This is a genomic window from Burkholderia sp. Leaf177 (genome assembly GCF_001424345.1).
Taxonomy (GTDB): domain Bacteria; phylum Pseudomonadota; class Gammaproteobacteria; order Burkholderiales; family Burkholderiaceae; genus Caballeronia.
This window is the reverse complement of the sequence record NZ_LMPF01000023.1, coordinates 125,889-146,411: the sequence shown is the minus strand read 5'-3', so window position 1 is coordinate 146,411 and position 20,523 is coordinate 125,889. Positions and strand designations below refer to the sequence as shown.

General features: G+C 59.5%; 18 protein-coding genes. 8 read left to right on the top strand and 10 right to left on the bottom strand.

Annotation, left to right across the window (positions count from 1 at the left end):
- Nucleotides 1–40 precede the first annotated feature (40 nt).
- Nucleotides 41–1,291 (bottom strand): metal-dependent hydrolase family protein, encoded by a 1,251-nt coding sequence (locus ASG35_RS21750; protein ID WP_056362540.1) that lies wholly within the window; start codon nt 1,289–1,291, stop codon nt 41–43.
- Between the two features lie 177 nt (nt 1,292–1,468).
- Nucleotides 1,469–2,632, bottom strand: coding sequence for an acyltransferase family protein (locus tag ASG35_RS21745; RefSeq protein ID WP_056362537.1), 1,164 nt, complete (start codon nt 2,630–2,632; stop codon nt 1,469–1,471).
- A 288-nt stretch (nt 2,633–2,920) separates the two neighbouring features.
- On the opposite strand from ASG35_RS21745, the gene ASG35_RS21740 reads away from it, so the two are divergent.
- Together ASG35_RS21740 and ASG35_RS21735 are read left to right on the top strand one after the other, a co-directional pair.
- Nucleotides 2,921–4,111, top strand: a complete 1,191-nt coding sequence (locus ASG35_RS21740; protein WP_056363728.1) for an acyl-CoA dehydrogenase family protein — start codon at nt 2,921–2,923, stop codon at nt 4,109–4,111.
- 103 nt (nt 4,112–4,214) lie between these two features.
- The gene (locus ASG35_RS21735) at nt 4,215–5,546 is read left to right on the top strand and encodes a Gfo/Idh/MocA family protein (protein ID WP_056362534.1); all 1,332 of its coding nucleotides are present in this window, start codon (nt 4,215–4,217) and stop codon (nt 5,544–5,546) included.
- 7 nt (nt 5,547–5,553) lie between these two features.
- On the opposite strand, the gene ASG35_RS21730 is transcribed toward ASG35_RS21735, so the two are convergent.
- The 4 genes from ASG35_RS21730 to ASG35_RS21715 form a co-directional block, all read right to left on the bottom strand.
- On the bottom strand, nt 5,554–6,519 hold the full coding sequence (locus ASG35_RS21730) for a glycosyltransferase family 2 protein (protein ID WP_056362531.1): 966 nt from the start codon (nt 6,517–6,519) through the stop codon (nt 5,554–5,556).
- Nucleotides 6,520–6,654: 135 nt separating this feature from the next.
- Nucleotides 6,655–7,485: an IclR family transcriptional regulator gene (locus tag ASG35_RS21725; protein ID WP_056362528.1), complete on the bottom strand. Its 831-nt coding sequence runs from the start codon at nt 7,483–7,485 to the stop codon at nt 6,655–6,657.
- 16 nt (nt 7,486–7,501) lie between these two features.
- A complete protein-coding gene (locus tag ASG35_RS21720; protein ID WP_056362525.1) occupies nt 7,502–8,824 on the bottom strand; it encodes an MFS transporter in 1,323 nt (440 codons plus the stop codon).
- A 45-nt stretch (nt 8,825–8,869) separates the two neighbouring features.
- Nucleotides 8,870–9,640, bottom strand: coding sequence for an SDR family oxidoreductase (locus ASG35_RS21715; protein ID WP_056362522.1), 771 nt, complete (start codon nt 9,638–9,640; stop codon nt 8,870–8,872).
- Between the two features lie 198 nt (nt 9,641–9,838).
- Here ASG35_RS21715 and selD point away from each other — a divergent pair, with 198 nt between their 5' ends.
- Nucleotides 9,839–10,903, top strand: coding sequence for a selenide, water dikinase SelD (selD, locus tag ASG35_RS21710; RefSeq protein ID WP_056362519.1), 1,065 nt, complete (start codon nt 9,839–9,841; stop codon nt 10,901–10,903).
- 41 nt (nt 10,904–10,944) lie between these two features.
- Nucleotides 10,945–11,889, top strand: coding sequence for a cation diffusion facilitator family transporter (locus ASG35_RS21705; RefSeq protein ID WP_056362516.1), 945 nt, complete (start codon nt 10,945–10,947; stop codon nt 11,887–11,889).
- A 9-nt stretch (nt 11,890–11,898) separates the two neighbouring features.
- On the opposite strand, the gene ASG35_RS31615 is transcribed toward ASG35_RS21705, so the two are convergent.
- On the bottom strand, nt 11,899–12,192 hold the full coding sequence (locus ASG35_RS31615) for a hypothetical protein (protein ID WP_156393313.1): 294 nt from the start codon (nt 12,190–12,192) through the stop codon (nt 11,899–11,901).
- A gap of 138 nt (nt 12,193–12,330) precedes the next feature.
- On the opposite strand from ASG35_RS31615, the gene ASG35_RS21700 reads away from it, so the two are divergent.
- A complete protein-coding gene (locus ASG35_RS21700) occupies nt 12,331–14,958 on the top strand; it encodes a mechanosensitive ion channel domain-containing protein (RefSeq protein ID WP_056362513.1) in 2,628 nt (875 codons plus the stop codon).
- Here ASG35_RS21700 and ASG35_RS21695 read toward each other — a convergent pair.
- Nucleotides 14,883–15,248, bottom strand: coding sequence for a hypothetical protein (locus ASG35_RS21695; RefSeq protein WP_156393312.1), 366 nt, complete (start codon nt 15,246–15,248; stop codon nt 14,883–14,885). The two genes, ASG35_RS21700 and ASG35_RS21695, sit on opposite strands and share 76 nt — an antisense overlap.
- Nucleotides 15,249–15,475: 227 nt before the next feature.
- Here ASG35_RS21695 and ASG35_RS21690 point away from each other — a divergent pair, with 227 nt between their 5' ends.
- The 3 genes from ASG35_RS21690 (at nt 15,476) to flhC (ending at nt 18,242) form a co-directional block, all read left to right on the top strand.
- Nucleotides 15,476–16,603, top strand: a complete 1,128-nt coding sequence (locus ASG35_RS21690; protein WP_082508543.1) for a purine-nucleoside phosphorylase — start codon at nt 15,476–15,478, stop codon at nt 16,601–16,603.
- A gap of 646 nt (nt 16,604–17,249) precedes the next feature.
- Complete coding sequence (gene flhD / locus ASG35_RS21685) at nt 17,250–17,567, top strand: flagellar transcriptional regulator FlhD (protein WP_056362507.1); 318 nt, start codon at nt 17,250–17,252, stop codon at nt 17,565–17,567.
- Between the two features lie 15 nt (nt 17,568–17,582).
- The gene (gene flhC, locus ASG35_RS21680) at nt 17,583–18,242 is read left to right on the top strand and encodes a flagellar transcriptional regulator FlhC (protein WP_056362504.1); all 660 of its coding nucleotides are present in this window, start codon (nt 17,583–17,585) and stop codon (nt 18,240–18,242) included.
- Between the two features lie 119 nt (nt 18,243–18,361).
- On the opposite strand, the gene ASG35_RS21675 is transcribed toward flhC, so the two are convergent.
- On the bottom strand, nt 18,362–18,973 hold the full coding sequence (locus ASG35_RS21675) for a DNA-3-methyladenine glycosylase (RefSeq protein WP_056362501.1): 612 nt from the start codon (nt 18,971–18,973) through the stop codon (nt 18,362–18,364).
- Nucleotides 18,974–19,006: 33 nt separating this feature from the next.
- Nucleotides 19,007–20,407: an MFS transporter gene (locus ASG35_RS21670; RefSeq protein ID WP_056362500.1), complete on the bottom strand. Its 1,401-nt coding sequence runs from the start codon at nt 20,405–20,407 to the stop codon at nt 19,007–19,009.
- Between the last annotated feature and the right edge of the window lie 116 nt (nt 20,408–20,523).

Sequence of the window (20,523 nt, the reverse complement as noted above, 5' to 3'; positions counted from 1 at the left end):
GCGGTTATCGTGTGTTTGCGGTGCTGCTTAGACTCTTGGATCAGGCACGTTCGAGTTCATCGAAATGGACATGGCCGCCTTTCATCACGAACGGAATGTGTTCGCCCTGACCCAGCAGGCAGTCGACGGACTTCAGCGGATTGCCGTCGACCACGAGTACGTCCGCGAATGCGCCTGGCATGATGCGGCCGAGTTTGTCGGTCATGCCGAGCACTTCGGCGCCGACCAGCGTGGCGGAGGCGATGGCTTCCGCAGGCGAGAGCACCTCGGCGCGCAGCCGGAACTCATCGCTTTGCATGTGCTGTGCTTCACCGAGCAGGTCAGTGCCGAATCCCATCTTCACGCCTGCACGTTTCATGATTTCAAGCGATCGCAGGCCGGCCTGATGCACGTCCGCAACTTTCGCGAGGCTGGCTTCGGGCAAGCCATATTTGCCGCCGACGCTTGCCAGCGCTTCGTACGTTACGAGCGTCGGCACCACGAACGCGTCATGTTCTACGATGAGCCGCGCGGTGGATTCATCGATAAGATTGCCGTGCTCGATGGTTCGTACGCCGCAACGCACCGCGCGTGAAATGGCTTCGGGCGTGTAAGCGTGCGCGAGCACGTAGGTTTGCCGGCCGCGTGCTTCGGCGACGATCGCGCGGATTTCGTCCTCGGAATAGCCCCACGCGCCAACGGGATCGGTCGGTGACGCGACTCCGCCCGATGCCATGATCTTGATCTGGTCCGCGCCCATCTGCAGTTCTTCGCGCACGGCACGCCGCACTTCATCCACGCCGTCCGCCACGCGGCCAAGCGCGCCGACACGCACGCAACAGCCGCAGGGTGCATCGGGCGGCATGTAGTCGGTGCGCGCGCGCATGTCGCTGTGACCACCGGTCTGGCTCAGCGCACGTCCGGACACGAACATGCGCGGGCCTTCGGCAAGTCCTGCTTCGACCGCTTGTTTAAAGGGATATCCTGCGCCGCCAGCGTCGCGAATGGTCGTGAAACCACGCCGTAGCGTCGCGCGCATCAGCGGCACCGCGCGCAGCGTGACGAGCACGTTGGGCAGTGTCGCCACGCGTGGCAGGTTGAATTCCACGGCAATGACATGAACATGCAAGTCGATCAACCCGGGCATCAGCGTGCGGCCCTTCAGGTCAATCACGCGGGCGCTACTCGATATGATGGGTTGGTCGGAGACTTCCTTGATCAGCCCGTCTTCCACGAGTACTTCGTGGCCGCTGAGAAGCTCAGCTTGTGTCGGGTCCAGCAGCGAGCCGTTCCTGAATAAGACGGACGTCATTGCATCTCTCCATGGACGATTGAATCGAAGGCGTGAGCTGCTCAAGCCGGGCCAGCCAGCTTGAACGATGAGCAAACCGAGGGCTAACTATACGCCGCGCATGCGCGTCTGCGCCATGCACTGGTGCGATCGAATTCGTCGGATAGAGATGGAAGGGAGGAGTTCCGCGAGTCAGGACTAGCGTTGCGGCATTGCGCCCGCCTGATTGTCGATGATGTCTTCGGCTAACGAAGCCCGGGCGAATCGTGCGCGAAAGCGCTTTCTTAAGGGCTCTTCATAGAACCTGAAGATCACCACGCTGGCAGCGACGGCGAACACGATCACCAGCCAGCCGTTCGATTGCCGGAAGCCTGCCAGATAAGCAAGATATGCAATCGGCACATGAATCAGGTACAGCGAATAGCTTGCTTCGCCTAGCTTGATCATCACGCGTCGATTGAGAACGTTGATCACCGGACGCTCCATGAGCGCGAGTCCGAGTATCAACGCGGCGAATAGCGGGGACGCCAGATAAAACACCGGAGAAAACGGTTGCCACAACGCAAGCACGACCAGCGCGGCCAACGACCCGCTGATCAATTTGAGCGCTAACGCATGCCGGTCCGCGCGGGCTTCGCGCAGTTGCAGAAAGAGGATGGCGGAATAGATTCCCGCGACGAATTCGAACAGGCGCGTGAGCGGAAGTCCGACGATCAGGAAACCACTTCGCGATGCAGGCAGGAAGTTTTGCAGAAAGAGGATTAATAGTCCTTGCAGCACTAAGAACGTAATGCAAGCCAAGGTCAGCCGCGTCATGGTCGTGGATAGCATCTTGCGCAGCATGAGCGGAAACAGCAGATAGAAGAAGGCTTCACATGACACGCTGTCTGACGGACCGTTCCATGGCTGGTTGATCGCGGCAAACGGGAACCACGCGTTCAAGAGCAGCAACTGGCAAATCAGGCTCGCGCCCAATGCGAGATACACGGAGCTTTTGAGCGCATACCACTGCAGCAGCAAGGACGGGTTGTCGCCATTGAGCAAATAAATGGTCGTCGGCACGCATAAGGCAAGACCCAGCAAGACCACCGGATAGATGCGTGCGAAACGCGCCTGATAAAACGCTGCGTTGCCTTTTGCGGCGAGCTGATCGCGATAAGTGAACGTCAGGATGAATCCCGACAGCACAAAAAACAGCGACACTGCGGGGCGGCCGCCATCGATGAAATTGAAGATTTGCGTCGGCAGATCGAGCAAGCCGAGTTCGGAGTAATGCGAGATCACGACAGTAATTGCCGCGATAAAACGGATGCTCGTCAGCGCGGGTAACGACCCGCCCGAACTGGATATCGGCGCATGCACTGCTGTCTCCCGTGGTCCGGAATTTACCGTATTCGCAGCGTAGCATCGACATTTAATGAATGAATTACCGGATTTTCCTTTCGGTTCGTTTTGGCGATCGGCTCCGCGAAAATGGCGAATTTCGACGTGGGGTATCGAACGTCCGAGACCGCGGAATCAGTCATACGTTTGCCGGCACCGTGCTTGTCGCTATGGTTCAAACGCGGGGCAATGGGGCATCATTGAGCCAGCCCACGTTATGCGGTCCCGGATCACCAGGCATTGGAAAAGGAAAAAATCATGAGCAGCATGGACGTTGTACAAACGGAACGCGCCAAGGAAATTGCAGCGCGTGTAGAGGCGTTTGTGCGAACAGTCGTCGTCCCTTACGAACGGGATCCGCGTTGCGGCAGCCACGGACCGAGTGAAGAACTCGTGCGCGAACTGCGAGGCAAGGCCAGGACGGCGGGCGTGCTGACGCCGCATATCCTCGCCGACGGAAGTCATCTCACGCAGCTTGAAACGGCAACGGTCTTGAAGTGTTCAGGCTTGTCGCCGCTCGGTCCGGTTGCCGTCAATACGGCAGCGCCGGACGAAGGCAACATGCTGCTGATCGGCAAGATAGGAACGGAAGCACAGAAGGCGCGCTTTCTTGCGCCACTGGTCGCGGGCGATGCGCGCTCGGCATTTTTCATGACCGAGCCGGCAGCAGACGGTGGCGCAGGCTCCGACCCGTCGATGCTCAAGACCTCGGCGCGGCGCGATGGCGATCATTGGGTGATCGATGGAACGAAGGCGTTCATCACGGGGGCGGAAGGGGCGTCGGTCGGCATCGTCATGGCGCGCAGCAACGCACACGAAGATGGCGACAAGGTGAAGGCGACCATGTTTCTCGTCGACCTGCCGAATCCGGCCATCCGTCTTGAACGAATCCTCGACACAATCGACAGTTCCATGCCGGGTGGTCACGCGGTCGTGCGCATAGAGGGTCTGCGCGTGCCGGTCGATCAGGTGTTGGGCGAGGTACACGAAGGGTTCAAATACGCGCAGGTCCGGCTGTCGCCTGCGCGCCTGTCGCATTGCATGCGCTGGCATGGCGCGACCACACGCGCGCACGAAATCGCCACGAAATATGCATGTACGCGGCGCGCGTTCGGCAAGTTGCTGATCGACCATGAAGGCGTTGGTTTCATGCTGGCCGAGAACGCGATCGACCTGCAGCAGGCAGAACTAATGATCGACTGGTGCGCGGCGGTGCTCGACGGCGGATCGCTCGGGACATCGGAAAGTTCGATGGCGAAAGTCGCCGTTGCCGACGCGCTGTTCCGTGTCGCGGATCGCTGCGTGCAGGTCATGGGCGGCACGGGTGTATCGCGGGATACGATTGTTGAGCAAGTGTTTCGCGAGATCCGTGCGTTTCGTATTTACGATGGTCCAACAGAAGTACATAAGTGGTCACTCGCAAAGAAGCTCAAACGCGATACGCTCGCCGGCTTGTGACGAAGGCGTCTATGTGCGTGCACGCAGGTCATGGACAGGTGAGGAATGGCAAATGCTTTGTTGCCATCGACCTGACCGATAGCCTGGCGTGCAAGGAGCACATATGGACCGCGTGGACCAACCTGAATCACAAGAACCTCTTTCAGACCTTACTTCCGACGACAAACCCGCTTCGCAGCCCGGACGCCGCACGTTCCTTCAGCGCAGCAGCGCGGGCCTCGCAGCGGCGCTCGCAACGGGCGCGGCCGGCACGGCATGGGCCGCGGGAGCGCCCGCTGCAGCGGCGAATTCCGTCAAGCTTTCGCTGATTCAGGATCCGAAAACCGAGCAAAAGGAAGAGACACCGGACGCGAATTTGCCGCCCGATGATCGCATCGGATATGCAATCGTGGGCTTGGGACGTCTGTCGCTCGATCAGATATTGCCGGCGTTATCGAACTGCAAGTATTCGCGCGTGGCGGCACTCGTCTCGGGCGATCGCGACAAGGCGATGAAGATCGCGCATCAGTACGGCGTGCGTGAAACCGACGTCCACGATTACCAGAGCTTCGAGCGTCTCGCCGATAACCCGCGCGTTCACGTTGTCTATATCGTCTTGCCCAATGGCATGCACAAGGAGTTCACGCTGAGGGCCGCGAAGATCGGCAAGCACGTGTTATGCGAAAAGCCGATGGCGACCAGCGTGGCCGATTGTCAAGCGATGATCGATGCATGCAGCAAGAACAATCGGAAGCTGATGATCGCGTACCGAAGCCAGTACGAGCCGATGGACCGCATGATCGCGAAGATGGCGAAGGAGAACAAGCTCGGTCCGTTGCGCGAATTCATGGCCGGCAATTCGCAGAATCAAAGCGATCCATCGCAATGGCGGTTGAACAAGGCGCTTGCAGGCGGCGGCGCGTTGCCTGACATCGGTCTATACGCGCTTAACGCCGCGCGTTTCCTGAGCGGCGAAGAACCTTTCGAGGTCTCGGCCACGCTCACGCAACCCGCTGCCGATCCACGCTTCAAGGAAGTCGAAGAATCGGTACATTTCCTGATGCGTTTTCCGAGCGGTTTCACGGCGACGTGCATGGCGAGCTACGCGTGTCACGAGTCACGTTTTTTCCGTTTGCAGGGAACGGATGGCTGGGCGGAAATGGACCCGGCGTTCGGCTATAACGGCTTGCGCATGCGTCATGGCATGCTTGTGGAAGGCAAGACGGCGAGCACGGAAATTACCATCGATCCAAACAATCAGTTCGCGCGCGAAATCGATCACATGTCGCTTTGCGTGATCAACGACAAGACCCCACACACGCCTGGCGAAGAGGGTTTGCAGGATCAGCGGATCATGGACGCGATCTATGAATCGGCGCGGACAGGACGCGTGGTAAAAATATCGAAGCCGCAAGGTGCGACGCGCGGCCCCGATCCCGAGGAAGAAACGTTTTAGTGCGCGCTTAGCCGTTCTGCGTGCTGCTCTTGAGATTTCCATTAGCGGCGAGTCCTTTCAGGACGAGCATCAAATGGAAATAAAGACGTTTGTTAAGGCCGTAGTCGTAAGCATATAAATGCGATAGCGCGATGCCAAGCGCCAGTGCCGGTTGATGGTTTCGCGCATAAACGGAAACCACAATCGGCACAATTCGCTTGAGCGCGAGTTCACGCGCAGGTTCAAGGCTCTTGTCGAGCTTGAGCGACTTGAGGAAATCGTATGCAAGAACGGCAGCCGCGGTTGTTGATCGCGCGGTTGTCTTTGACATTGATACATCTGTCTTGCGGTAATACGATACGTATTCCTTGAGGTAATAGACCTGCCTGGCTGCAATGCAAATCTGCGCCCCGAATACGTATTCGCAACCGATGCCGTATTGCTTTCTGTAGCTGATTTTCTTGACCAGATCGGCGTTCGCGAGCCAGCCATTATTCGGCATCATTTGAACGAGGCCGGTTCTGCCCGGATCGGTTTGCAATCCGACCACGGCATCCGTGCGGTGATAGTCCGTGTTGAGCTTTTTGCTGGCGTCGATATCCACAACGCCGTGGTCGTCCATCTGATATTGATCGCCGAACGCAATCTCGAGATCCGGATAAACATCCCAAGCCGACAACAAGCGTTCTATGCAATCGGTCTTCAGCGCATCGTCGTCGTGGATCAACAAAATCTTGTCGCCCGTTGCGCGATCGAAGAGGCTGGCAATGTTGTCCGCCTGACCGAGCGCGGGTTCATTCCTCACGTAGATCACGCGCGGTTCATGCAGATAAGTCGAATCGATCAAAGCTTGCGTGCGGTGATCCGAGGAATCATCGCCAATCAATATTTCGATGTTCTCGTGCGTTTGCGCAAGACACGACGTCAGCGATTCCACAAGCAACTCGGGCCGGTTGCACGTCGGCAGGCATATGGATATTTTCGTCGTGTTCATGATGTCGTCACCGGAGGTTGCCTGGTGCGACTCTTATACGGATGGGAATTTTTTTCGTCAACGCGATTAAATCAAAGCCAAGCGCCGACGATTTATTTTATTTATTTCCCCGTGCTTGCTTAAAAAGAGCGCCGCTCATTCACCTTCGAGGTTGTAGCCGCTAAAGCCCATTAGCGCCGACAAACGCGATGCCATTTCTCCGACCATTCTGCAGACGTCGTCGAATTCCGGATTGAGCTTTTGATCGATGCGTTCAAGGTAAGGCACGTTGACCGCGGCGATCGCATCGCCATTACTGCCGATCACGGGAAACGCGACATTAGTCACGCCGCGCATTTGCCGGCTCGGCACGATCTCATGTCCGGCGGCGCGGATTTCATCGAGCAATGCAAGCAGCGCGGACGGCTCGACATCGTTTTCGCCTTCCACGCGCGTATGCGCCGCGAGCATGCGCTCACGCTCGGCGGGATCGCGAAACGCCATCAGCACATGGCCCGACGATGTATCCGTCAAGCCCATGACCGCGCCCACTTTCAAGCCGAACGACCATCGCTCCGGGCTGTCGACTTGCGCGATCACTGCCACACGTCCGCTGTGATAAATCGATAAGTGGCACGACTGACGCGTCACGTTTGCAAGATCGCGCAACAAGGGAAGGGCCATGGCCGTCAGCGATCGAATCGGCTGCTGCCGGTGCGCCATTTCGAACAGCTTGAGCGTCAGCGTGTAGCGGTCGTTGTGATCGCCTTGCACATAACCGCGCCGCTCGAGCGTCACGACCATGCGAAAGATTTCGCTGACCGTGCGCCCGAGCTTCATCGAAAGTTCGTTAAGCGTGTAGCCGTCGGCGGTATCGACGAGAACGTCGAGAATATCGAGTCCCTTTTCGAGCGCAGGGGCGGCGTAGCGCGGGCTTTCGGCGTTATCGGCGGATGCATTTTTCGATGGCTTGAGGACGGTGTTCATGGCAAGTCAGAAAATTTCAAAGCGCCTGATCCCGGTTCGCGATCCGCGCCGGCAAGCCGAACAGGATCAGCAATGCGGCAAGAATCAGCACGGTCGCAATGGCGTAAAGACCGCCCGACGTGGCGCCGGTGAGATCGACTACCTTGCCGACCAGATACGGACTGATGATGCCGCCCAGGTTGCCGATTGAGTTGATCAGTGCAATGCCGCCGGCCGCTGCCGTGCCGCTCAGAAACGCCGGCGGCAAGGTCCAGAACACCGGCAAGCAGCCGATCGCACCAACCGACGCAATCACGAGCGAGACCATGGCGAGCGTGGTGTCGTGCGCAAAATACGCGCTCAATGCATAGCCGATTCCGCCCACGGCCACCGCGAGCCCGAGATGCCAGCGACGCTCGCCATGCCGGTCCGAACTCTTGCCGAGCGCAACCATGCCGATGCCCGCTGCCGCATAAGGAATAGCGGTCAGCAAGCCGATGGTCATCGGGCTCGTAATGCCGGTGTTCTTGATCAGTTGCGGCATCCAGAACGTGAGGCCGTACAAACCCATCAGCATGAAGAGATAGATCAGCGAGAGCAAAAGGGTGCCGGGCTGGCGCATTGCATCGATAAACCTGTGCGACGTGCCTGTGTCTTCACGATCGATATTCGCCTGCAGCACGGCTTTTTCTTCGGCGGTGAGCCACTTGGCGTTGCCGATGCGGTCATCGAGAATCGCGAGCACGAGCAGGCCGAGCAGCGCCGTCGGCAGGCCTTCGAGCAAGAACAGCCATTGCCATCCGGCAAGTCCGCCGACGCCCGCGAAGCGCGTCATGATGAAGCCCGACAACGGGCCGCCGATCACGCCGGATATCGATATGGAAGTCATGAAAAGCGCGTTGATCCGCGCGCGGCGTTTCGCCGGAAACCAGTACGTGAAGTACAAAATGATGCCGGGCAAAAACCCGGCTTCGGTCGCGCCGATCACGAAGCGCAGCACATAGAACCATGTCTCCGACGTGACGAACATCATCGCCGCCGACGCAATGCCCCACGAGATCATGATGCGCGCAATCCAGACTCGCGCGCCGACGCGGCTAAGGATCAGATTGCTCGGAATCTCGAAGATGAAATAACCCACGAAGAAGATGCTCGCGCCGAATCCATACGCCGCGTTCGAGAGGCCGAGATCGCCCTGCATCTGGAGCTTGGCGAAGCTGATATTGACGCGGTCGAAGTACGCAAAGATGAAGCAGACGATCAGCAAGGGCACGATCCGCCAGACAGCCTTGCGATACGCGTTTTCTTCGAGCGCGCTGGCTTCTGCCGCGCTCCCGGCGAGTGGAATCGATCCCGACATGGGTGGTCTCTTTCTATGTGTAGTTGTTATTGATGGGAGCGCGGGTCAGTTCGACCAGCCGCCGTCGATCATGTGGATGGTGCCGGTCGTGAAACCGGATTCGTCGGAGGCGAGGTAGGTGACGAGCGCCGCGACTTCTTCCGCACGTCCGACCCGGCCAATAGGCTGACGCGCCACGAACGCCGCGCGGACTTTTTCTTCGTCCACGTTGGACGCCGCGGCTTGCGTCGCAATGCGTCCGCGCAACGACGGCGATTCGATGGTTCCCGGGCAGATTGCGTTGCATCGGATTGCCTGACCGACGAAATCAGCGGCGACGGATTTGGTCAGCCCGATCACGGCCGCCTTCGATGCACCATATGCAAAGCGGTTCGGCACGCCTTTCACGCTCGATGCCGCCGACGCCATATTGATGATCGACGCGCCTTTGCCGGATTCCAGCATGCCGGGCAGATACGCGCGGATGGTCCGGTACATCGCCTTGACGTTCAGGTCGAAGCTGAAATCCCAGTCCTTGTCGTCGCACTTGAGGATGTTGCCGTCGGCCACGAATCCGGCGCAGTTGAACAGCACGTCGATAGGTCCGGTTTTCGCAGCGAACGCCGCAATGTCGGCGGCGTCGAGAACGTTCAGGCGCGCGGTGCGCAAGGTCGAACCTTCGCCCGCATCGCGCGCGAGTTCGGCAAGCGCTTCTTCGTTGATATCGGTGGCCCAGACGTTCGCGCCTTCGGCCGCGAGCATCAACGCCGAGGCCCGTCCAATACCGTTTCCAGCCGCCGTCACCACCACATTTTTGCCTTCGACCCGCTTGACCATATCCGCTCCTTCACGTTGTCAGGTTTGATCGAACGAAGCATTCCGTCCGATTTCTGCGCCAATTTTCACATATGAAAATGTTTTTTATAAGTGAAGGTAAACGCGGAGTGGGTGGGTTTTTGCGTTGGACCGCATTCCCCGTCGATCGGCAACACGCACCATAATGTCGTTCGCACGCCACTTTGCCGGACCTTCCGAATGACTGAAATCAAGCTGAACGCCAATCCGTCGCCCCGCCTGACGAGCCTTTCCCATGGCGGCGGCTGCGGTTGCAAGATCGCGCCGGGCCTGCTCGCCGACCTGCTCAAGCGCAGTACGCCCATGGCCGTGTTTCCCGATCTGCTGGTCGGCAACGACACGGCGGACGACGCGGCGGTTTATCGGCTGAACGACGAGCAGGCGATTGTCGCCACGACCGATTTCTTCATGCCGATCGTCGACGATCCCTACGATTTCGGCCGGATCGCCGCGACCAACGCGCTGTCCGACGTCTATGCAATGGGCGGCAAGCCGATCCTGGCGCTCGCGCTCGTCGGCATGCCGATCAACGTCTTGCCGCACGATGTGATCGCGGCCGTGCTCAAAGGCGGCGAATCCATTTGCGCCGAAGCGGGCATTCCCGTCGCGGGCGGCCATTCCATCGATTCGGTCGAACCTATATATGGTCTCGCCGCTATCGGGCTGGTCCATCCGAAGCGCGTGAAGCGCAATGCGGCCGCGCGCGCCGGCGACGTGCTGATCCTCGGCAAGCCGCTGGGCGTGGGGGTTTTATCGGCGGCGCTAAAAAAGGATCAACTCGATGCCGCCGGTTACGCCGCGATGATCGCCGCCACGACCAAGCTGAACCGGCCGGGCGCGGACCTCGCCGCGCTGGACGCGGTCCACGCGCTCACCGACGTGACCGGCTTCGGCCTGCTCGGCCATACGCTCGAGCTCAGCCGCGGCGCAAAGCTGACTGCGCGGATTCGTTTCGACGACTTTCCGTGGCTGCCTGGCGTCCAGGCATTCGCGAAGGCGGGCGTGTTCACGGGCGCGTCGGGACGCAACTGGACGGCCTATGGCAAGGACATCCGGCTCGCGTCGTCCTTGCACGATGTGGCACAAACCCTGCTCACCGATCCGCAGACTTCGGGCGGCCTGCTGGTATCGTGCGCGCCTGAAGCGGTTGACGAAGTCCTCGCCATCTTCCGCGCGGACGGCTTCGACGACGCTGCTGTGATCGGAGAAATGATTAACGGCGAAAGTCGCGTCGAAGTGGTCTGATTTCCAACGTTCACAACGTCTGAACACTCGCCGGGAGCCCGATGAAAGAAGAATCGCCGAAGGCCATTTTCTACGCGCTCGCCGCCAACTTCGGCATTGCCGTTTGCAAGTTCGGCGCCGCGGCGTTCACGGGCTCCGGCTCCATGTTCGCCGAAGCGATTCACTCGACCGCCGATTGCGGCAACCAGCTTCTGCTCCTGTTTGGCCTCAAGCGCTCGCAAGCGCCCGCCGACGTTTTGCATCCGCTCGGCTCGGGCCGCGAGATCTACTTTTATTCGATGCTCGTTGCGCTGCTGCTGTTTTTTGTCGGTGGCGCGTTTTCCGTGTACGAAGGCATCCACCGGATTTCGGCGAACGAGCCTGTCACCAATCCGATTGTCGCGCTGGTCGTGCTTGGAATTTCGGTCGTGCTCGAAGCGTTTTCGCTTGCCGGCGCGTTGAGGGAGATCCGCAAGACATCGGGCAGCAAATCGCTCTGGCGATGGTTCCGCGAAACGCGCGAATCCGAATTGATCGTCGTGACCGGCGAAGACGTCGCGGCGCTAGCTGGTTTGGCGATCGCGTTCTGCGCGGTGCTGATGACCATGATCACCGGCAATCCTGTCTACGATGCCGCGGGTTCCATCGGCGTGGGTGTATTGCTGATGGTGATCGCGTATCTGGTGGCGCGGGAGGTCAAGTCGATGATCGTCGGCGAATCGGCGAGTCCGGAAGTGCGTCGCGCGATCGATGCCCATTTGCGCGCGCGTCCGGAAATCGTACGCGTGCTCAACCTAATCACGTTGCAATGGGGCAAGCAGATCGTGGTCGCCGTGCAGGCGGAAATGGTGGAATACGAAAGCGGCCGGGCAATGGTCGATGCCATCAACCTGATCGAGGAAGACCTGCAACGCGCGTTTCCCGAAGCGCGCTGGGTGTTCTTCGAGCCGGACATCGCGCGTGCGCCGGGAATGAAAACCGAGGACCGGACCGAAGCCCGGGCTTGAGCACAGCGCTTATGGCAAATGCGCCGGCGGGCGATCGTGATGCGGGCGCGGGGTATCGGGTGTATCGGGCAATTGCGTATTGCCGCTTGCCGGAAGCTGCGTGGTGCCTTCATCGAGTGTCATCATGCTGCCAGGTTCGCTAACCGACGCAGCCACCGGCGGCGTGGTTTTCAAAGCCCTTTCAGTGCCCGGCGTACGGGCGGCGAAGGCTTTCCCTGGCGCGAGAAGTGCTAAAACCAATCCGGCCGCTGTCAGCGCGGCGGCCGTAAAAATCCTGATAGTTTGCTGGGTCTGGACTCGCATGCGAAGGTCCGGTGGTTTTGATCAGACTTTTAATGCACGAAGTATTCCAGCTTGTGCTGCGATGACCGCAGGTTCAATCGTGCTCGATGTCCGAGCGCATCCGTTGCGGAATCCCTAACAGAGTTCCTCGTCCCGCCTATGCGCAAAATTGTCTTCCTGGTATCCCTTCTTTTCGCGTTTGCCCTGAGCAGCGCGATATCTCTTCCAGCAAGTGCGGCGTCCAGCGCTGTAAAACCGGCGCCCGTTGCATTGACGCCCGAACAGGCGCGCAACGCTCTGGCCGTACTCAACGATCCCGCCAGGCGCAGCCAGATTGAAGACACGCTGCGCGCCGTTGCGGCAGCAGGAGCGCTCGCCGCGCCCGCATCGGCAAGCGACGCAACTGCCGCGAGCGACGCGTCGGCGGCATCGGGAGCGTCAGGCGCATCCGGCGCCGCAGGCGTGCTGGCGAAATCGCTGACCAGCAACGGACTTGCATCGCAGATAACGCATCAGGCCAGCTCCTGGATGGTGGAAATCAGCAGCGGCTTGCGCCGCTCGGTCACGGCGCTGCTCGACTATGGTTCCGTGATCCAGTGGTGGCGCCAGCGCACCGCGACCGACAGCGGGCGGGCGCTGGTCGGCCAGGTGTTCTGGGCCATCCTGATATCGCTTTTCCCTGCATTGCTGCTCGAATACCTGACCGCGCGGCTCGTACGCGGGTTGCGTAGGCGGATCGCGGCACGGGGAATTGTCGATGTCGACGACACCCAGCCCGAGCTCAAAAGCGACGAGCGTGCTGCCGTGCGCGCTGAAGTCGTCGCGGAGCAATCCGGCAACGAGGTCGCCATCCAGATTGCCGAGCACAAGGTCGATACCGCCCGCGGCGTGCGCCACGCCGCGCGCCATTGGACCTTGTTGCAGCGTCTGCCGAGCGCCGTGCTGCACAGCTTGCTCGCGGTCTTGCCGCTGGTGATCTTCACAGTCGCGACGGCCGTGCTGATGTCCATTTTCATCGATGAAGGCACGCCTCAGGGCCGTTCAGTCGGCGCGCTGGTCGACGTTTATCTGATCTGCCGCGGCATTGTGATCGCGAGTGGATTCTTCTTCGCACCGCGCGCGCCGGGTTTGCGCCTGATCCAGATGAGCGACGAATCCGCCGCGTTCACGCATCGCTGGCTGGTCGCGATTGTTGCGGTTGCGGGCGCTGGCATCGCGCTCGCGGAGGGCGCCGCGCCGCTCGGACTGACCGACGTCGCCCACGATTCGATCATCAAAGCGGTCGCGCTGGTCGTGCATGTGTTGATCGCCGTCGTGATACTGAAATGCCGTGCGACGGTCGCGGCATGGATTCGCGACAGCATGCGCGGACGCCGTGCGTTCGTGTTGTTCGGCAACTGGATTGCGGATATGTGGGCGGTCGCCGCGGTGTTCCTTGTAATGGCGCTGTGGTTCGTCTGGGCGCTCGACGTGCGCAACGGTTATCGCACGCTGTTCCATCTTTTTGGGGTATCGCTGCTCGTGCTGGTCGCCGCGCGCGTCATTGCGATCGTGGTGTTCGGCGCGCTTGGGCGGATCTTTCATGCGGCCACGGAAGATGAAAATCCGATCAACAAGTCGATCGCCCACAGGCATGCATATCGATACTACCCGCTGCTGCGGCGTATCTTGCGGACCTTGATTGTCATCGGCCTGATCCTGACGCTGCTGCAGGTCTGGGGCCTCAACGTCTTTGCGCTGTTTTCGGCGGGCGGCGTGGGGCATCGGCTGGCGTCGGCGTTGATCACCATTGCCGTTGCCGCTTTGTTCGCCGTGGTCGTATGGGAAGGCGCAAACGTGCTGGTCGAGCAGCGGCTCGAACGATGGACCGCGAGCGGTGACCGCCTGCGCGCCGCGCGTTTGCAAACCCTTTTGCCCATGATGCGCACGGCGCTGTTTATCGTGATCGCGATGGTCGTCGTCATGACGGGCTTGAGCGAGATCGGCGTGAATACCGGGCCTTTGCTGGCGAGCGCCAGCATCTTCGGCGTGGCGCTGGGTTTCGGCTCGCAGAAACTCGTGCAGGACCTGATCACCGGCATCTTCCTGCTTATGGAGAACGCCATGCAGGTCGGCGATTCCGTCACGCTCGCGGGGGTGTCAGGAACAGTGGAATACCTGTCGATCCGAACCGTGCGTTTGCGCGGCGGCGACGGCTCGCTTTTCACCGTGCCGTTCAGCTCGGTATCGACGGTGAACAACACGAATCGCGGCATTGGGAATGCGGCGGTTCGCGTGAGCATTGCGCTGGGGCAGGACATCGGGCTGGCGTCGGATACGCTCAAGGAGATCGGCGCGTCGTTGCGTGAGGACGATGCCTTCAAGGACGGCATTCTCTCGGACTTCAGCCTTTGGGGCGTCGATGCGGTCGATGGTTCGACGGTCACGCTCGCCGGCCAGATCCAATGCCGCGATACCGCGCGATGGGGCGTGCAGCGCGAATTCAACCGCCGCATTGTGGATCGCTTCACGGAAGCCGGGATCGAAATTGCCAATCCGCAGCGCAACTTCGTGATCTTCAACGGTGCAGAAGGCGAGGAAACGCAGGCGCGCTCAAAGGCCGACGAATCCGGCGAGTTGCTCAACGCGCCTGCACGGACCCAGCCGACGGACAGCGCAGGGCGTGATCCTTATAACGATGCCGCCGTCGACAGCGATGCCGATCAACCCACTCAGCGCGGCGCCCGTACGAGTACCGGCGAGCCTTCGAACTCGCCTCCGGAGCGCTCGAAACCGAGCCGCTCGTAGAACGCTTCGAGCGCCGCGCCGTCGGGCGCGGCGCGATCCACATCTTGACCCTTCGGCGTCAACGGCCTCGGCACGAGCGACAGCATCACGCCATGCCGATCGGCCAGCGCAACCAGCCGTTCCATAGCCGCACGCGCATGTCCACGATGATGCTCACCTTCCGACCACACCGCTTCGAGCGCGACGGCGCAATCGCCGTTTGTTTCCAGCCACATCTCGACCTCTTGCCGTTCTTCCACATGGCTCGCATGGAACGCATCGATCATTCTTGAAGCCGCGGTTGCCTGCATGAAGATCCTTTGAGCGCGTGGACGATGCCCTGCAGGGTAGTGCGAAATTGGTACTTGCCGCAATTTGTATCGCGCGCGGCGCTTCTATAATGCGGTCAGCGCGTGATCCTTACATAGTCTTACCGGGCACGCGCTTTGTGCTTTCACCAGTTGCAATCATCATTAGCCTCCACGATTCACCTCGCGTTTCACCTTGTGTTTCCACCTCCACTTACGGTGCCGCCCAGATGAAATCAAATCTTCCTGTCTTGCCTTCCTCGCCTTCCTCCCGCATCTCCAAGCGCCTGCGCGTGCGCATTCCCACATCGAGTCTGACCGCCGTCGCCGCAACGCTCGCCTTCAGCGCGTGCGCGTCAACGTTTGCGCAGGATTCCGATGACTTTCGCAGCAGCAACGATCGCGGAGGGCAGGACGTAAAGGTCATGATCGTCTCCATGTTCGGGCCCGAGGGCCAGGTATGGCTCGACAAGCTCGGTCCCTGGAAGACGATCCGCGTGCCGGGTCTTTCGCCGGACTATCCGGTCGTTCATTGCAACCGCCAGGAGATCTGCGTGATGACCACGGGCATGGGGCACACGAACGCGGCGGCGTCGCTGATGGCGCTCACGTTCTCCGATAAATTCGATCTACGCCGTACGTATTTCATGATCGCGGGCATTGCCGGCATCGATCCGATCCAGGGTACGGTCGGCTCGGCGGCGTGGGCCAAGTATCTGGTCGACTTCGGCATTCAATGGGAACTCGATGCCCGCGAAAAGCCGGATAGCTGGCCGAGCGGTTTTCTCGGCATCAATACGAAAAGTCCGAGCGAAAAGCCGCCGCTCGATTACAGGACCGAAGTGTTCCAGTTGAACCCGGCGCTCGCCGATGCGGCGTTTGCGTTATCGAAGAACGTGGTTCTATCCGATAGCGCCGAAGCGCAGGCCGCGCGCGCGAAATTCAACTATGCGCCGGCCAACCGGCCACCAAAGGTGATCCAGTGCGACACGCTCGCGGGCGATACGTGGTGGTCAGGGAAATATATTGGTGAGCGCGCCCGTGACTGGACCAAATTGCTCACCGATGGCAAAGGCACCTATTGCACGACGCAACAGGAGGACAACGCGACGTACGAAGCGCTGAAACGGGCGGCGAGCGCGCATAAGGTGGATTTGAACCGCGTGGCCGCCGTGCGCGCAGGTTCGGATTTCGACCGGCCGTACGAGGGCCAATCTGCCTCCGATAACCTCCTGAACTATGCCGCGCAAGGCGGTTTTTCGCCGGCTATCGAAAATCTGTACCGAGCCGGCAATCCTCTGGTTCAGGACATTGCCACGCACTGGAGCGAATGGCGCGAAGGTGTTCCGCAGCGCTGAGATCGCCGATTGTTTCATTCGCGCGGGCGCTTCACGCGCCCGCCATTCGCCCCGATCAAGCTTGGCCTCAACGACAACGCATATACGCCAAACGCTCGAGGCTTGTTACAAACCCCTCGTAACAAGTGCGCCCATAGCCGATTCGGTAATTTTTTTACGTTAATCCCGACTAAAGATTTGTAAGCCGATCGACAGAAGCGGTATGCGGGTTTTCCTGACAGCGCTTTCCAAAGATTCGGCGGCAAGTTGTAACAAAGTCTCCCTAAACATAAACCTGTTAAATGTGAAACCTTGTCAACCGCTTCAATGGGTCGTGCGTTTTTTCCTTAACAAAATCAATCGACAAGCAATTTATCTGTCAAAAGAAGCGCTGCAAAAACGACGCGAAAATCCGGTCACTTTTTCCTGTTACAAACTTAAGAAATAAGTACCGATCGTCAGTGTTGTTTTACGGAAAATTATTATTGAGATGCGCTTGATTTCCCGATGCACGCTACTTACAATCCGTTTCACAGTGTTGTTACAAGATGTAACTCGCTGAAACAAGTTTGAATGTAGCCCGACAGAACAAACGTTTGGCTAGGCAAAGATAAGCCGGTAAAAATTCGGCACGGTGCTCGGGGTTTATATCGAACGCAGGAACATCATGAACGGTCGCGAAACGCTGGATTCGATTCGAGAAATCAACTTGTCGTACATCATGCTTGCGCAGCGCATGCTGCGTGACGACCGTGCCATCGGGATGTTTCGACTCGGGTTGTCAAAGGAACTCGCCGACCTACTGTCCGGGCTCACGCTCGCACAGGTCGTCAAACTGGCGTCTTCAGACCAGTTGCTGTGTTTCTTCCGCTTCAACGATCACGCCATGCTGACTGCACTGACGGCGCCCGCGAAACATGCGGATATTGCGCCGACGCACGCAGCCATCTTGCTGGCTGGCCAGCCAGCAGAACAGTTCGTCTAAGCACGAGAGCGCGCCATGCTTAAGAAGAGCCTCACCGAAGATGCACAAGAAGTTTTCCGCGCGATCGCACTGATCGAACTCGGGGCGCGGATGCAGGTGCTCGAAAGTGAACTGACACTCTCGCGTGACCGGATGATCCGGTTGTATCGCGAAGTGAAGGGCGTTTCGCCACCGAAGGGCATGCTGCCTTTCTCGGCGGACTGGTATATGACGTGGCTCGCGAACATCCATGCTTCGCTTTTCTACAACACGTATGTGTTCCTGAAGAAAGAAGCCGGTTGCTCGCACCTCGATGCACTGACCAAGGGGTATCGGCTGTATCTCGAACATTGCAGGAATAGCGATGTCGAGGCGGTACTCGATTTAACGCGGGCCTGGACCCTTGTGCGCTTTTTCGATGCAGGCATGCTGCAGTTGACCAAATGCTGCCGCTGCACTGGAAAGTTCATTGCGCACAAACATGATTTGCAAGAAAACGTGGTGTGCGGGGCCTGCCAGCCGCCGTCACGCGCGGGGAAGACCAAAAAAGCGGCGGCCGCCAGACAGGCGAGCGAGCAGACCGCGCTGGTGGAGTTGAGTGTGGTATCGACCAATGAAGTGCCGGAACCGACGGTGCTCGAAAACGCGGCGATGCTACAGCCGCGCACAGAAAGCCTGATTGCACAGGCTGCTTGACGGGAGCGGCGCCAGTAGTCCCGAGGACCGTTTTTTTGACGGGGTGACTGCCGGCTCGCTGCTGTTATTTATAAAACGACTATAAGAATGATTTGGGCTGCCGAGGTTTGGCAGCCCTTTTACTTTGTGGCGTCGTTTGCGTCTTTCGCATCTTTTGGAAAGGGTTTGCTGAAGAATTTCGATCCGGCAAGGCCAAAACGCCAGGGCACGTCCATCGCTTTCGTGATTCCAATACGTGGTCCCGTGACCAGCGGATATTCTTCGTCCGGCATTTCGATGTAAAACGGCGCTTCGAGCAGCGACATCGCGTTGTTCTTGTGCGTGATGCCAAGCGCCTGCGCCACGCGGCCCGGTCCCGAGCAAAGGAGTTTCGTGGGTTCCACGCCACGCCGTTGCCGCATGGCATCGAGTCCGGTCAGCGGTTCGATTGCGCGAATCAGCACTCCCGCGCCATGTCCGGCTTCCCGGCACACGAAGTTCAGGCACCAGTGAATCCCATACGACCGATACACATAGGCGTACGCGGGCGCCCCGAACATCACGGCGTTGCGCGGCGTGGGTCCGGAAAAACTATGCGATGCCGGGTCCTCGCGATCATAGGCTTCCGTTTCCACGATCCGGCCACCGACGCCATCGACGCTCAAAATCGCGCCGATCAAACGGCGGGCGACCTTTTCGGACGATGCATTGAAATCGGCTGCGGTTGCGGCGCGCAAGGTGATCGAGGTCATGTGCGATGAATTGGCTTGAACGGAGTCGTCACATTAACAAGAATCGCGCCGTTGCATTCGCTGCGCCCGTTCTTCATTTCCTCTCGACGCATGCCACCAGACCGCTGCGGCGAATGCGGATGCAAGCGCTGCCACGCATAAACCCATCCGCATGCCATTTTCAAACTGGCGGTTTGCGGCAAGCATGGCGCCGAACAGCGCAACGCCGAGCGCCGCGCCCGTTTGCCGTGCCGAATTCAGGACGCCGGCCGCGATGCCGGCGCGGGTTTTATCGACGGTATTCATCAGCGCGGTCGTGGCCAGCGGCGTGATCATGCCGGCGCAGAATCCGATTGCGGGCATGGGAAGCGCGATCACCCAATACGGCGAATTACCCATCGATCCCAACATGCACAAAAAGCCCCCTGCATAAATTCCGAGTGCGATGCAGACAGGCCCGCGCACACCGAACCTTCGGACAACGCGCGCCGCCGACATGCTTCCGATAGTCACGAGGGCGGTCAACGGCAAAAATGCGAGGCCCGTAAAAAGCGGCGAATATGCGCGAATATGCTGGAAATAAAGGCTTAATGTGAAGAGAAGGCCATAGAAGGTCATGGCAGAAATCATCGAAATGAAGGCCGCGCTGGAAAACGTCGGATTCCTGAATAATGATAAAGGAAGCATCGGATGAGCTCGCCTTGCTTCTATCGCGATGAAGGCCAACGCCGATAGTGAGCCAGCGGTGATGCCACCAATAATCCAAGGCGAGCGCCATCCCAAAGACGCGCCTTCTATCAGCACCGCAATCAGCAAACATAACGCAACAATGGCGCTTGCCTGACCCGCTAGATCGATATGGCGGGTAACCGGTTTGTGTTTATCGCGCGCTATTCGCGACGTCAGCCACACGCCGATCAGACCGACTGGAACGTTCGCCAGGAAAATGCTTCGCCAGCCGAACGCATGGATCAGAATACCGCCCACGAGCGGCCCACCCGCCATTGCCGCGCCGCCGAAGCCTGCCCATAACCCGATCGCCCGGCTGCGTTCGCCGGCATCAGGATAGGCGCGGTTGATCAGCATGAGCGAGCAGGGCACGAGCATCGACGCGCCAACGCCTTGCGCGACCCGCGCGAGCGTCAACGAAGCAAGGCTGGGCGCGGCGCCGCAAAACGCGGACGACAGCGTGAACAACGCCAGCCCCGCGAAATAGACGTTGCGCGCGCCAAGACGATCCCCCAGCGCGCCGCCTGTAAGAAGCAGGCTCGCGAACGTGAGCGTGTACGCGTTGACGACCCACTGAAGGCCTTCTGTATCGGTGGAAAGCGCGTTCGCGATGCTTCCCAGCGCAACATTGACAATCGATGTATCCAGAATCACGACGATATAACTGATGCTGGTCGCGGCAAGCACGCGGCGCTGAAGCGCCTGATGATCGGACACGGCGGACATTCCAGGGAAAACGGGAACGCCAGTGTAAATTTGCGATCGCCTTGGAAGCTTCGGTGCGTATCGAAGCATCCGGACGCGCGGCGCGACTATCATGGCGAGGTCATCTGGAGGGTTTC